A 13,444-nucleotide genomic window follows, 5' to 3' on the forward strand; every position below is an offset into this window, starting at 1 on the left:
ATCCCTGTCACAGGTCATCCCCGCCCGCTTCATGGCCATGCCGCGTTGCCTGTTTGGCTCGCCACAACCCGCAGACGTCAATAACTGTTTTCTGTGCAAGCGTATCCGGGTCAACAGCGGCAAAAGCCTTGTGCCCCACCAGCGCCAGGATGATGTCCCCTTTTTGCAGGCAGTCGTGCAAATTCATTTTTTGCACATGGGGTTTGCCTTGCAGCGAAGGAGGCAGACATTGAATATGCGGTTCGCAGATAACAAGGCTGATGTTTTTTCCGGCCAGCGCTTCGGCGATGAACAGGGCCGGGCTTTCCCGCAGGTCGTCTACGTCCGGTTTGAAGGCCAGCCCCAGGCAGGCGACGGTGCCATGTTCATGACCGGCCACGGCGGACAGCGTATGGGCGATGATGCTCTCCGGCTTGGCGTCATTCACCTCCCGCGCCACACGAATCAACCGTGCAGTCTGTGGCGCGGAGCTCACCAGAAACCAGGGGTCAACCGCGATGCAATGCCCCCCCACGCCCGCGCCGGGCCGCAATATGTTCACGCGAGGATGACGGTTGGCCAGAGCGACAACCTCCCAGACGTCAAGCCCCAGTTCTTCGCAAATAAGCGAGAGCTCGTTGGCGAAGGCAATATTGACGTCCCGGAAAGAATTTTCCGTCAGCTTGATCATTTCTGCCGTGCGCGAATCCGTGCCCTGCACGTTGCCGCTGACAAAACTGCGGTAAAACTCTGCGCCCTTGCGGGTTGACTCCCGGTCAATGCCGCCAACAACACGATCGTTTTCCACCAGCTCATGCAGGATGCGGCCGGGTAAAACCCGCTCGGGGCAATGAGCCACATAAACGGGCACAGCGTTGCCGGAACAATTCTGGCCGATTCGCAGATCCGGCCTCATTTCCGCCAGTATCTCCGCCATTTTTTCTGTCGCGCCAACGGGAACCGTTGACTCCAGAATGACAAGATTGCCGTTGCGCAAAAAAGGAGCAATACTGGTCACGGCGGCTTTCACATAATGAAGATCTGGTGTATGGCCTGACGTAAAGGGAGTGGGAACGCAGATAATAAAAATATCCGCTTCACCGGGCTTGACATCAGCTGTGAGATTGCCGGACTGCAGGGCGGATTTTACCATCTCATCAAGCGCTGGTTCATAAATGGCGCATTTTCCATGACGCAAATCATGAATCAGAACATCATTGACATCCACCCCACGCACACGAAACCCTTTGGCGGCCAGCAGGCTGGCTGTGGGTAAGCCTATATATCCCAGTCCGAGGATGCAAACATCCGGGCATTTTTTGTCTTGCAGCATCATTTGGGACCTTTCTGTGCAACTGGAGGCTGACTTGTCAGTGTAACCTGACTGAGAAAATACCGACCGAATTTCGGATATGATTCGCACGCCAGGTCAAGGAGGCGCTTGTCGCCTTCTTGCATGAAAATTTTCAAAAACTCGCACAGAATCCCGTTAGCAAGCTGTGCCAAGGGTAAAAAATAGCGACCCTGAAAATGTTCATTGACCACATGATAGGTTTCCAGCTCCGCCATTCCGAACTTTCGCCGGTGTTCCAGGCTGTTGATAAACGAATGCTTGAACAGTGAACTGCCGTGGCGGCGGTAAACAGACATAATGTCAGGCAGGAACCCTATTTTGCCCTGCTCGGCATGGAGCAGATGCCAGTACCAGTCCCCCGGGCAGAGATCGTGCCGGAACCATGCGGGCAAACCATCCCTGAAACGCCATTTGTAAACAACGGAGTTGGTCTGGATCATGTTGCCTTTAAACATATCCGAGAGATAATATTCTTCGCGTATGCCGCGCGGCAGAATGTTACGCGAAGGAAAAACATCCGACTTCTGCCCGTTTTCAAAAACCACTGCCACAGGGTGAAAACAAAGGGAGCAGCGCGGATGACTCTTCAAAAAATCCATCTGTTTTTGCAGCTTGCACGGATCAATAAAATAATCGTCTCCATCACAAAGCGCGGCGTATTCGCTTTTACAACGCATAAACAGATCATGAACGTTTTGATAAACTCTGTTGTAATTGTTAAGAATCACTGGACGGATGGAATGATATTCCTTCGCGTATTGGTTTATAATCTGTGGCGTATCATCCGTTGAATAATGATCAAGAATCAGATGCTGTACCGGAAAATTCGTCTTTTGGGCCAGAACACCCTCTATGCATTGAGCAATGTATTTTTCATGGTTGAGCGTCATAGTCAGAACAGTGAGCAGTGGCTGTTCTTGCGCTTCCTCCATGCGCCCGAACTCTGTCCCTTCCGTGTTGGTTAATGCCAGCGCCAGCGCCTTCTGATCCTCCGAGAGAAAATCATGGTCATTGGCAAAACGTGTGAGCAAAACAGCACGCACGGGGGGCGTCAGGCTTTCGGCAAAAGCTTGCAGCCGTTCCGGCTTGAGCGGCGTTGATGCGGCCAGTTCCGGCAGTGTGCCGTACCAGTCCGGCGCGTCCAGCGAATGCGCGGGGAGGTCAAGAAGCTCTTCCAGTTTCTTTTGATCTTCACGCCCTTTTTCAAACAGGGCCTGCCTATAGGACAGGGGGGAAAGAGGCTCTGGCCCCCAGTCCTGCTCCAGTTTCTGTAACGCCGCCATGTAGGATGCGCTGTCAAGATGTGGCCAATCGTTATGGCGCACCTGCCTGGCTTCCAGCAAACGCAAAGCAGAAACTGTATTGGTGAACCCGTAAAAAGGGAGCGGCGCAGCCATATGAGGGATATCATCTATGCCAATGGATGTAAAAATATGATGCGTTATTTCCGAAATAGTATTGGGAGTGATGGAATTATGTAGATACGGAATCAGAATGAGACCTTCCTTTCCCCACTCTTCCTGGGCTTGCAATACAAGTTTCGAAGTATTTCTGGCATAGTTTATATATTTTTCCGCCAGGTTTTCGTCCACTCCTTGTGGCCTTGCCTGCCACCAAAACTCCATGCAAAGACTTGGTTTGCCCATAATCATGAGCGGAATCACCGAATGATTTTCAGAGCGGAGATGTTTTCTGAGAAATGCAAAAAAGGTTTTCTGGATATGCAAGTCCGCGCTTTGTCCAAGGAAAATGATACTGCGACCCGTATCAAGACTGGATTGAACAGCAGCCAGTTTTTCCGTCAATGCGGGTGAAAGTGGCTCGTTGGCGGAAGCATACCAGAATGACATATTATAAGGCACAAAATCTGTATTTGTACTATCGAACGGAACCAAGTCAATATTATTTTTTGCGAGCAACTGTTGATTGGCGCGAACGGAGGCGGCAAGCCAGACGTTGCTTATGCTGAGGTTGATGAGTAAATAGATATTGGCCACTGCCCGCCTCAGATATTGATTAAAAATTGAAGGAGAAAAATTTTGTGCTACTGGACAAGGCAAAATGCACATATGATGCGATTCGTTTAGTATCCTTACTGTTCAGCTCCCCATGCATGGGCAAACACAAAACTCGCCGGGCGGCATCTTCCGCAACCGGGCATGGCGCCCGCCACTCTTCTTGCAGGTATGGCAAGGTATTGAGCGCGGGGTAAAAATAGCGACGGGGATGAATGCCGTGTTCTTTCAACGCCTCGTCAACGCGGGCGCGGCACTCTTCATCCGGCAGAAGGACGGGATAATAGGCGCTGTTCCAGTCCAGCCCTTCGCGCCTGGCCGGGCGCTGCAGGGGCAGCCCCTCCAGGGCCGCGTCATACATGGCGCGCACCTCCTTGCGCCGCGCCATTTCCTCATCCGTGCCCGGCAGCAGGGACAGGCCCATGGCGGCATGCAGTTCGCTCATCTTGCCGTTGATGCCCAGGCTGTAATGCGTATCGTTGATGTGCCCGAATGCGCGGGCGAGCGACAGCGCTTTATGGGCCTCAGCGCTGTGGGACACAACGCAGCCGCCTTCCGCCGTATGAAAAATTTTGGTGGCGTGGAAGCTGCAAACGCTGTAGTCGCCATACGCCAGCAGACTTTTGCCGTGATAGCGGGAGCCGAAAGCCTGCGCCGCATCGTAGATGAGGAGCGCTCCATATTCCCGGCAAATGGCGTCCAGACTTTCCACATCGCAGGCCAGACCGTAGATGTGTACAGGCAGCACTCCGGCGATATCCGGTTCTTCCTGAAAACGTCTGCGCAGCAGCTCCGGCGAGAGGCAGAGCATATCCGGTTCAATATCCACAAAAACAGGGATGCAATGCAGCCAGAGCAGGGCGGAAAGCGTCGCCACATAGGTATAGGGGGTGACGGCCACCTTTTTTCCGGCCAGCCCGGCGCACTGGATGGCCAGCATGAGGGCCATCGTGCCGTTATTGCACGCCAGTACATGCGACACGCCGAGATATTTCGCCAGAGCGCGCTCCAGCTCTTGCACGCACTGCCCGTTATTGGTGATCCAGGCGCGTTGAAAAATCTCTCCGCAGAGCCGTGAAAAAGCTTCCGGCTCCGGCAGGCGCGTTTTTGTAACGTATATGGGATGTTGCATTGTCATGTCAGGCGTGTCGTGCGAGTATGAAGCGAACTTCAGCGCGGACGGCGCATTCCGCCCGAACAGATTTCAAAGTGTTTCCTCCGCTGTTTCTCCGGTGGTCACACTGTCGGCCAACCTTTGAAATTCCTACACTTGAGAGCAGTTTTTGGCAAGGATTGCCGCTGGAATCAAAATATCTCTGACGCGCATGCTCATGCAATAATAATGCCGTTTCGCCATATTGCATGGCTCCTGACTACGACCTGTTCATGCCGGCGCCTGACGAAAAACCTGCACGCCGCGCATGATTGCCTGACAATGACGCCTTCTGGCGGGTCTTTGCCGCAGCGGCGCTTTCCCTGCCCGTCGGTTTTACGCCGACGCTTTTCCCCTTTTTCAACCGCGTCGGCAATTTGTCGCGCGCGGGCAGCACGGCCCGCCTTCAACGGACGTTCCGCCGCGCAAGGCCCGTATCGCGCTCCCTGGGAGACATTGGCACTGTCCTTGCTTTCATCCTGTCGAGGCGGCCCCACGTCCGCCCTTCGCCCTGCCCCAGGAGGAAGAAAATGGCACACTCCGCATGGTTGATACGGCCTCCGGCCGAGCAGCAGAAGCAGAATCCGTCTCCCGCCGCGCCCCAGCGCCGGGCTCAGAACGCGCCCGCGGGGGGGCTTTCGCCTTTCGCCGCGCTGATGGCCGGTCAGGAACGGAAAGGGGCGGACAAAAACCTGTCCGCCGCAGGACAAGCGCGGGAAACGGGCAGCACGCTGCAATTGCGCAATCCCGTTCTGGCCGGGCGCTCTCCCAGCGACCTCGCGCGTTCCCAGATATTCGCCAAGGCTCAATCTGACCTGCGTCAAACCCAGGCCATGGAAGGTCTGATGCAAAGCCTTTCCGGCGGCGATTCGCCGTTGCGTCTGGCCCGCGGCATGGGCGTCGCCCGGCATCTGCGCAGCCTGACCAACGCTTTTGAAGGAAAAGTGGGCAATCTGTCTATGGGCGACTTCATCCACACCCGCCCCACCGGCAAACGCGCGCGCCATGCGCCAATGCCGGAAAACGACGGACTGGGCCAGCTTTCCGCCCGCTTTGAATCCGGCGGCGACGGCATCGCGGCCATTGGCTACGACCGTAACGGCGGCACGTCCTACGGCAAATACCAGATCGCCTCGCGTGTGGGCAGCATGAAGAGTTTTCTGAACTTTCTGGACAACGAGGCCCCGGATATCGCCCAGCGCCTGCGCAAGGCCGGCCCGGCCAATACGGGAAGCCGTCGCGGGGGCATGCCCGATGCCTGGCGGGCCATCGCCAGGGAACAGCCGGAGCGTTTCGAGGCGCTGCAGGAGGCGTTCATCCGCGAAAGCCATTACAAGCCCGCCATGGAAGCCATTGTGGAGCGCACCGGCCTGGAAGCGGACAGGCTTTCCCCGGCCATGCGGGAGGTAATCTGGAGCACCGCCGTGCAACATGGCCCGGCGGGGGCGGCCCGCATTTTCGACCGGGCCGACAATCTCAGCGGCAAACCCACAGACCCGGCCTATGAGCGCAAGCTCATCAGCAATGTTTACAAATTGCGCGCCGGGCAGTTCGGCTCCTCCACCGAAGCGGTGCAGGCGGCGGTGCAGAACCGCTTCCGGCAGGAAAAAAACCTGGCTCTGAACATGCTGGACGGCGGCGGGCGCACCGCCCTGGCCTGAGCCGGCGGGGCGGCGCGGCATGAGTGTTGATGTTCTGCTTCTCAATCTGACCCGTTTTGGGGATCTGCTGCAAAGCCAACCCCTGATTCAGGATTTGCGCGACAGCGGCCACAGGGTGGGGCTGGTCTGTCTGGACAATTTCGCCGCCGCCCTGCCTCTGCTGCGGCATGTGGACGCGGCCTGGCCACTGCCCGGCGCGAAACTCATGGCCGCGCTGGATCAGGATTGGCGGGCGGCGACAGCGCGCCTGCTGGACATGGTTCGGCGCATCCGCCGCGAGGCCGCGCCCCGGCATGTCGTCAACCTGACGCCCACTCTGCCGGCGCGCCTGCTTTCCAAGCTTCTGGCCCCCGCGCCGGAAGCGGTGCTGGGCTTCGGCCTGGACCCCGAAGGTTTTGGCGTCAACCGGGGCGTCTGGGCCTCCTTTTTGAGCGGAGCCACCCTGCGCCGCCTGAACGCGCCCTTCAATCTGGTGGATATGTTCCGCATGGTCGGCGCGCCCCTTTGCGCTCCCGGCATTGCCGGGCGTCCGGGGCGTTTTCGCCTGCGCACCCCGCCCGATGCGGCCGTGGCCCATGCCAGGGCATTGCTGGCCCGGCCCGAAAACCTTTCCCCGGCTGCGCATCCCAAAGGTTTTGTGGCTCTGCAGCTGGGGGCCAGTGAAGCCCGGCGACAGTGGCCGGTGGCGCATTTCGCGGCCCTGGGCGAACGGCTCTGGCGCGAGGCGGGCATCTGCCCGGTTCTGCTGGGCGCGCCCTCCGAACGCCCGCTGGCGCGGGAATATGCGACATACAGCGCCCGCAGCCAAACGCCCTTCGTCAATGCCGTGGGTCGGACAGACATCCCCCAACTGGCGGCCCTGCTGCGCCAAACGCGCCTGCTGGTCACCAACGACACCGGCACCATGCATCTGGCCGCCGGCCTGGGCCTGCCCTGCCTGGCCTTTTTTCTGGCCACGGCCCAGCCCTGGGACACCGGCCCCTATCTGCCGGGTTGCTGCTGCCTGGAACCAGCCATGCCCTGCCATCCCTGCCCCTTCAGACAGACCTGCCCGCGCGGGCATGCCTGCCTGACGCGCATCAGCCCGGCCAGCGCCGGCGACCTGATTCTTGCCCGCCTGGAGGGCGACGGCTGGCAGGCGGGCCTGAGCCGGGAACTTTGCCATGAAGCCCGCGTCTGGCTGACGGAAAGCGACGAACAGGGCTTTGCCAGGGTTCGCAGCCTTTCCGGCCATGACGCTGAAGACCGCAGCCTCTGGCTCAGCCAGCAACGCCTGTTCTGGCGTCATATTCTTGACGACTTGAGCGACGACGGGGCCGGTCGCGCCGCCGAAGCGGCGGACGACCGCAAACAAGCGGGCGACCAGACGCATGTGCCGCCCTGCTCTCCGGATTTCCGCCGTCAGGTGACGCCTGTACTGGCCCAGGCCGCGCGCCTGCTGGACATGCTGGCCGAACAGGGCCGCCTGGCGGGCAAATCCGCGAGAGCGGGGCGGCTCTTTCTGCTCAATTGCGACCGCCTGCAAACTCTTCTGAACGCCTGCCCGCCGCTGGCCTCTCTGGCCTGTTTCTGGCGCGAATTGCAGCAGGAACGCGGCGATCGCCTGGACGCATTGCTGCGTTTCATAGGTCTGCTGGCCGGGCATCTTGAGCGCTGGGCCGCCCAGATGGCAGATTCAGACGATAACTGATTGTAATCATTTATATGGCATATGGTTTGCATAACACAAATCGCACAACGTATCGGCAAATAATTCCCCGTGGGGAGCAAGGAGGGAACCATGATTATTGTTGACGGTTGCAAAAGCGACAGGGAAATTTCCAGTTTCGCCAATCTGGAAGAAGTGCTGGCCAATGTGATGCAGGACGAAAAGATGGACGACCGGGTGGTCACCGATGTTTTCGTGAACAATGAAAGTTTTTCGGAAATCTATCCGCATCAGGCCGAAGACATGTCTTGCGACAACATCTCTTCCGTGGAGGTGCGCTCCGTGCCCATCGCCGAACTGGCCGTGGACATGTCGGCGGAAATGGGCAAGGTGGCCCGGATGATGGGCAGCGGCGCTCGCAATGTGGCCCGCCTGTTCCGTGAAGCCTCGGACACCGACGCCCTGGAACTCTTGCAGGATCTGCTGGACGTGACCCGCGACTTCATGGGCATGCTCACCGCGCTGCGCGACCGCTATCTCGGCGGCGCGGATGAGGAATTTACCCGCAAGGCCGAAAAGCTGGCCGACCTGCTTTCCGAAATGAGCGACGTGCTGGAAAATGAAGACTGGATTCTGCTGGCCGACCTGCTGGAATACGAATTCCTGCCCATGTGCGAGGAATGGCAGGAGGTCAGCGAACATCTGCACGCCCAGATGGTCAAACATGTCCATGTAGCCCAGTAGGCGCGAAAGGAACGCCCATGAATCAGGGACTCTCTCTTCTGGATCAGGCTCTGGATCTCGCCCGCCAGGAAATGGCGGCCCTGGAGGACGGGGCCTATGACAGAGCGGTGGAACTGGCGGAGCGGCGCGGCGAGCTTACCGGCATGGCGTGGCAACTGCTGGAATCTGACGGCGTCGATCAGTACCGCAAGCGCCTTATTGAACTCACCCGGCTTCAGGAACATCTGAGCGAACTGGCCGCCCAGGCGCAGGAAGTCGTTCGGGCAAGCCTGCAACGCTCACGGCTTGAGAGACAGCGCATGCGGGGTTATCATCAGGCGGTGGGGCAGGCGCTGCAATAAATGCCGCAGCGGGCAGAACGGCACAGGCCCGGCATGCCTTCGACATGCGACAAAAAATGAAAACGCTCCGGCTTCCGTCTGGCGGCCGGAGCGTTTTGCGCATGGCGAAAGCCGGGCCGCTTACCGGCCGGCCCCTTCACGCATGGCCAGGCGCACGGCCTCCACCTGGGCGGGTATGTCCCGCGCGCCCACCAGTTCCGAGACAAGAGCGCAGCAGCGCGCGCCGTGACGGGCCACTTCGGCGATATTATGCGCCTTGATGCCGCCAATGGCCACAAAAGGCAGATCAATGTTGCGCGCCACCCAATCCAGATATTCAAAGCCCACCGGGGCCACCACGTCTTCCTTGGTCTGGGTGGCGAAAATGGGCCCCACCCCGATATAGTCCGCGCCTGAGTTTACGGCGGCCACAGCCTGTTCCGGAGAATGGGTGGAGAGCCCGATGAGCATATCCGGCCCCACCAGACGCCGCACTTCGGGCACGGGCAGGTCCTCCTGCCCGATGTGCACGCCGTCGGCCCCCACCAGCATGGCAATGTCAATGTGGTCGTTGACGATGAAGCAGGCCCCGGCCTTTTGCGTCAGCCGGCGCAGCAGGCGGCATTCCTCCAGCATTTTGCCCGCTTTGAACTTTTTTTCCCGGTATTGCAGTATGCGCACCCCCGCGTCCAGCAGCGCCCCGGCCACCACAGCCAGGGGGCGGCCCAGGGAAAGGCGCGAATCAGTCAGAGCGTAAATATCAGTCTGTCCGGGCAAAATGGCGGGCATGGCTGTCTCCTTCAGGGTTTGCACGCCGCCCACAGACGGCGGGCGCAGCTTTTGGCAAAGCGCGCGGGATGAAACGAGGTATGGGCCAAATCGCGCGGCAATTCAAAGCCGCGCGCGTCAAAGTCTTCAGGTCGCCCGCGCACATATGCGGCGCGCCAGCCGGCCGCGCCGCAGCCTTCGGCCCTGCGCCGCTCCAGCGCCGCCCCCAGCGGCGTCGCGCCGGGGGGCAGCCCCAGCACGGCGCAGAGGGCCTCGTCCAGCGCCACGGCTGACGGGCTCGCGCCCACAAGCCCCAGAGCGAACGGCTTGCCCCGGCTGGGGCCGGTGACATGCATGGCCCGCACGCCGTCGGCCAGCCCGGCCACCGGCGGCAGCGCCGCCCAGAGGGCGGCCAGACAATCCGCGAAACAGCCGGGGTCGCGTCCTTCGCGGGTGTGAATCAGGGCCTTGCGCAGGCCGCTGACGCAGCCAAAACAGTTTTTGACCGCCATAGTCAGCAGCATCTGGCTGTGCGCCTTGACCCTGGGCACGGAAAGAATCAGGTCGCATTCCAGAGCGCGGCGGGAGATCATGAAACGCGGCCCCCCTTCCAGAAACGCGGCACAGGCCGGGGATGACGCGGACAGGCTCAGCCGCACGGGCACAGGACGGTTCAGGGCGCGCACCCTGAGCTTCAGGGGGCGCAAGGCTTCCTCCAGCCCGATTTTGCGGGCCACGGCCTCGGCGCGTCCGAAACCCGGCGAGTCTGCCACCTCCACCCTGGCGCCGCGTTCCAGCAGCCAGGCGCAGGCCGCCGCCGTCACTTCAGGGCTGGCGCAGGCCAAGGGCTGCGCCGTGATTAAATTGGGCTTGACCAGCACGCGCGCGCCCGCGTTCACGCGTGGCCCGGCGGCCTCCAGGGCCTGAAACACGGCTTGCCGGAGCCTGGGCGCGGCATAGTCCGAACAGGCCAGCAGGGCCACAGGCAGCACGCCCGCCCCGGCGGAACGCGATGCGGAGGAAGAGGCGTCCGTCATGCGGCGACTATGACGCCACAACCCCCGATTGTAAAGGGCAGAGCCTGCGCTCTTTTCAAGCCGCCTTTCTTGGCGTAAAAACGGTCAGCCGCATTCACGCGACACAGCAAGGATATTCATCATGCGCCATTTCCGCTTCAGCATACTGCTTTTGCTTTCGCTCTGCCTGTGGGCCGCGCCGGGCCTGGCGGCTTCCGCCACGGCGCAGGCGGCCGACGCCAGCGCGGTCAAAACGGCATCGGCCGCCCAGGCCGCGTCCGGCACAAACAACGCCGCCCAAAGCAAGGATGCGGACGCCGCGTCAAAACAGCAGGCCGACGGCGGCGCGACCGGGGCGGAAAACGCGCCGACCCGGCATGACCCGTGGGAGATGATCTGGGCCGGTCAGCGCGACATGCTCAACGACATCAAGGCCACCGCCGTCAGACTGAGCGACGCGTTCTCCGGCCAGGCGGCCAACCTGACGGACAAGGTGCAGCCCTATGAAGAAGAAGCCCGCCGCCTGCTGGTGCTGACCAACACCTTCAAAAACTGGCCCAACCCCATGGAGGCCGTGAGCCGCCGCATCACGGTCACGGTCACCCAGCTGAACCAGTTGCTGGAGCCGGTCATGCTCGCCCGTTCCGAAGCGCAGGGCCTGCTGGAGCGCGTCAACTACATGGCCGACAGCCTGCCTGATGACCTGCACGACGAGCGGCTCAGCCCGGAAATGCAGAATTATATTCAGGAGATCGGTCAGGCCAGGCTGCGCCTGGCCGCCGTGCTGGCCCAGTGCGATTCGGCGCTGGCCCCCTCCCTGGCCCTGCTCGCCCGGCTGGAAAAAACCCGCCAGGACATCAGCAACCAGTTGCCCGTTCTCTGGAAAAACTATTATCTGCAAAGCCCCGTGCCCTATCTCAGCCCCGACGCCTGGGCCGATTTCGGCCAGCAGATGCGTTACTCCTACCAGGGCATGATGCTGCGCCTGCCCGTGGAAATGCCGGTCACGCCGGATCAGTGGGGCACGGCGGCCCTGCGCTTTCTGATCTGCCTGCTGTTCACCGGCGTGATCACGCTGCTGCTTTACCGGCGCTGGATCAAGCGGGATTCCAGAAGCGCCGCCCGCCATATTTTTCGCGTCAGCCTGCCCTGGCTCTGCCTGGGCCTTTCCCTGCTGGGCAGTTCCCTGTCCGCCGCGGGCGAATTTTTTCGGCTTTTTCTGGCGCTGGGCAATTTGTCCATCATTCTGGGGCAGGTTTTTCTGGCCTGGGATCTGCGCCTGCTGAAATACCCGGATGTGGAGGAGCAGCCCGCGCCCTTCCTGCGGCTCATGCCCCTGACCCTCTGCGCTTATGCCCTGCTCTACCTGCCTCTGACCAAACCCCTGGTGCTGGCGCTCTGGGCGGCCCTGCTCATTGCCTCCCTGGTCTGGCGACAACGCTGGCGCAAAGCCAACTGCGGCTCTCTGCAACTGGAATCCAGCGTGCTGGACGGCGACTCCATCGTGCTCTGGCTTTGCCTGCTGCTGGCTCTTTCGGGCCTGCACATCTACAGCATGGCCCTCTATCTGCTTTTCGTCTCCTGTTCTCTGGCGCTGGAACTCAGCCTGGGCGGCATGGCCCTGATCAGCAACATCAACGAACACCTGCCCAAGGAAGGCGCGCGCGCCGCCCTGGCCCGCCTGCTGGTGGCCCTGGCCGCGCCCGTTGTTCTGGTGGCGGCCGTGGTGGGCGTGCTGCTCTGGGTGGGCACCCTGCCCGGCGGCATGTACCTGCTGGGCGAATATGTGTTCAAGGGCGTGAATGTGGGCGCAACCCAGTTCAACATTGTCCAGATACTGCTGATCATCAGCGTGTTTTATCTCACGCGCACGGCCGTGGCCATGGGGTCTCGCTTTCTGGCCAAACTGCCCAAGCAGGGCCTGCAAATCGACGCCACGCTGATTCCGCCCATGCAGACGGCCTTCACCTATGCGGTCTGGGCCATCTTCGGCCTGTTTGTGCTGCGGGCGCTGGGCATGGAGCTGAGCAACCTGGCGATGGTGGCCGGCGGCCTTTCCGTGGGCATCGGCTTTGGCATGCAGACCATTGTGAACAACTTTCTTTCCGGCCTGATTCTGATCTTCAGCCGCACGCTCCAGGCCGGAGACGTGGTGGAAGTGGGCGGCATCACGGGCCGGGTGCGCAAGATCAGCGTGCGCGCCACCATGGTGGAAACCTACGACAACGCCCTCATCTATGTGCCGAACTCCGAATTTGTGGCCAGCCGTCTGATCAACTGGACCCGCAACAGCCGCACCGTGCGGCGCGAAATCAAGCTGGGCGTGGCCTACGGCTCAAATACGGCCCTGGTGATGAAGCTGCTGCTGGCCGTGGCCAACGGGCACGAAAACGTGCTCAAGTATCCCACGCCCTCGGTCACTTTCAACGATTTCGGGGCCAGCACCCTGGATTTTCTGCTGCGATTCTGGGTCAAAGACTATGATGTGGGCGTGTCCACCGCCTCGGACATTCGCCTGGCCATTGAAAAACAGTTCCGTGAACATCACATTGAAGTGGCCTTTCCGCAACTGGACGTGCATATCAAGGACATGCCGCCGCGCGTCAAAAGCCCGCAGGCGCCGTCCCGCGCTCGCGTTGGACGCCCCGCGCGCCGGCTCCCGCACCGAGCGCCGCAGACCCGATCCGCACAGCGGGACGGCACGGCGAAAAACGTCAGGGCCGCGACGCCGGAGAGCGCGTCGGCAGATGGAAAGCGGCCCCCTGCTCCTTGATGAGGCATGGCCC

Annotated in this window: 10 protein-coding genes; 5 read left to right on the forward strand and 5 right to left on the reverse strand. The window is 60.8% G+C overall.

The window, feature by feature from the left end; translation table 11 throughout:
- Positions 1-7: 7 nt before the first annotated feature.
- Genes wecC through ACQRA4_RS10505 form a run of 3 tightly spaced genes read right to left on the reverse strand, consistent with a single transcriptional unit; the run spans position 8 to position 4,480 of the window.
- Entirely contained in the window at positions 8-1,315 is a 1,308-nt protein-coding gene (wecC, locus tag ACQRA4_RS10495) for a UDP-N-acetyl-D-mannosamine dehydrogenase (protein ID WP_427823026.1), read from the reverse strand.
- Positions 1,312-3,330 carry a glycosyltransferase family 2 protein gene (locus tag ACQRA4_RS10500; protein WP_427823027.1) on the reverse strand — a complete coding sequence of 673 codons (2,019 nt, stop codon included), beginning with the start codon at positions 3,328-3,330 and terminating at the stop codon, positions 1,312-1,314. The genes wecC and ACQRA4_RS10500 overlap by 4 nt, the downstream gene beginning before the upstream one ends.
- 19 nt (positions 3,331-3,349) lie before the next feature.
- Positions 3,350-4,480 (reverse strand): DegT/DnrJ/EryC1/StrS family aminotransferase, encoded by a 1,131-nt coding sequence (locus tag ACQRA4_RS10505; protein WP_427823028.1) that lies wholly within the window; start codon positions 4,478-4,480, stop codon positions 3,350-3,352.
- Positions 4,481-5,031: 551 nt separating this feature from the next.
- On the opposite strand from ACQRA4_RS10505, the gene ACQRA4_RS10510 reads away from it, so the two are divergent.
- The 4 genes from ACQRA4_RS10510 (at position 5,032) to ACQRA4_RS10525 (ending at position 8,895) form a co-directional block, all read left to right on the forward strand.
- A complete protein-coding gene (locus ACQRA4_RS10510) occupies positions 5,032-6,162 on the forward strand; it encodes a hypothetical protein (RefSeq protein ID WP_427823029.1) in 1,131 nt (376 codons plus the stop codon).
- 19 nt (positions 6,163-6,181) lie between these two features.
- The gene (locus ACQRA4_RS10515; protein ID WP_427823030.1) at positions 6,182-7,852 is read left to right on the forward strand and encodes a glycosyltransferase family 9 protein; all 1,671 of its coding nucleotides are present in this window, start codon (positions 6,182-6,184) and stop codon (positions 7,850-7,852) included.
- 90 nt (positions 7,853-7,942) lie between these two features.
- Complete coding sequence (locus tag ACQRA4_RS10520) at positions 7,943-8,554, forward strand: hypothetical protein (RefSeq protein ID WP_427823031.1); 612 nt, start codon at positions 7,943-7,945, stop codon at positions 8,552-8,554.
- 17 nt (positions 8,555-8,571) lie between these two features.
- Entirely contained in the window at positions 8,572-8,895 is a 324-nt protein-coding gene (locus ACQRA4_RS10525) for a hypothetical protein (protein ID WP_427823032.1), read from the forward strand.
- Between the two features lie 120 nt (positions 8,896-9,015).
- On the opposite strand, the gene thiE is transcribed toward ACQRA4_RS10525, so the two are convergent.
- Together thiE and ACQRA4_RS10535 are read right to left on the reverse strand one after the other, a co-directional pair.
- The gene (thiE, locus tag ACQRA4_RS10530; protein WP_427823033.1) at positions 9,016-9,663 is read right to left on the reverse strand and encodes a thiamine phosphate synthase; all 648 of its coding nucleotides are present in this window, start codon (positions 9,661-9,663) and stop codon (positions 9,016-9,018) included.
- 11 nt (positions 9,664-9,674) lie between these two features.
- Positions 9,675-10,679 carry a DUF362 domain-containing protein gene (locus ACQRA4_RS10535; protein WP_427823034.1) on the reverse strand — a complete coding sequence of 335 codons (1,005 nt, stop codon included), beginning with the start codon at positions 10,677-10,679 and terminating at the stop codon, positions 9,675-9,677.
- Positions 10,680-10,800: 121 nt separating this feature from the next.
- Between ACQRA4_RS10535 and ACQRA4_RS10540 the strand changes: the two genes are divergently transcribed.
- Positions 10,801-13,431 carry a mechanosensitive ion channel family protein gene (locus ACQRA4_RS10540; protein ID WP_427823035.1) on the forward strand — a complete coding sequence of 877 codons (2,631 nt, stop codon included), beginning with the start codon at positions 10,801-10,803 and terminating at the stop codon, positions 13,429-13,431.
- Positions 13,432-13,444: the final 13 nt, after the last annotated feature.

The organism is Desulfovibrio sp. SGI.169 (assembly GCF_050313595.1).
Taxonomy (GTDB): domain Bacteria; phylum Desulfobacterota; class Desulfovibrionia; order Desulfovibrionales; family Desulfovibrionaceae; genus Desulfovibrio.

Excerpts from the sequence above, each read along its gene's own strand:
- wecC (WP_427823026.1), bottom strand. The coding sequence starts at position 1,315 with ATGATGCTGCAAGACAAAAAATGCCCGGATGTTTGCATCCTCGGACTG.
- ACQRA4_RS10540 (WP_427823035.1), top strand. The coding sequence starts at position 10,801 with ATGCGCCATTTCCGCTTCAGCATACTGCTTTTGCTTTCGCTCTGCCTG.
- thiE (WP_427823033.1), bottom strand. The coding sequence starts at position 9,663 with ATGCCCGCCATTTTGCCCGGACAGACTGATATTTACGCTCTGACTGAT.
- ACQRA4_RS10510 (WP_427823029.1), top strand. The coding sequence starts at position 5,032 with ATGGCACACTCCGCATGGTTGATACGGCCTCCGGCCGAGCAGCAGAAG.
- ACQRA4_RS10520 (WP_427823031.1), top strand. The coding sequence starts at position 7,943 with ATGATTATTGTTGACGGTTGCAAAAGCGACAGGGAAATTTCCAGTTTC.
- ACQRA4_RS10505 (WP_427823028.1), bottom strand. The coding sequence starts at position 4,480 with ATGCAACATCCCATATACGTTACAAAAACGCGCCTGCCGGAGCCGGAA.
- ACQRA4_RS10525 (WP_427823032.1), top strand. The coding sequence starts at position 8,572 with ATGAATCAGGGACTCTCTCTTCTGGATCAGGCTCTGGATCTCGCCCGC.
- ACQRA4_RS10535 (WP_427823034.1), bottom strand. The coding sequence starts at position 10,679 with ATGACGGACGCCTCTTCCTCCGCATCGCGTTCCGCCGGGGCGGGCGTG.
- ACQRA4_RS10515 (WP_427823030.1), top strand. The coding sequence starts at position 6,182 with ATGAGTGTTGATGTTCTGCTTCTCAATCTGACCCGTTTTGGGGATCTG.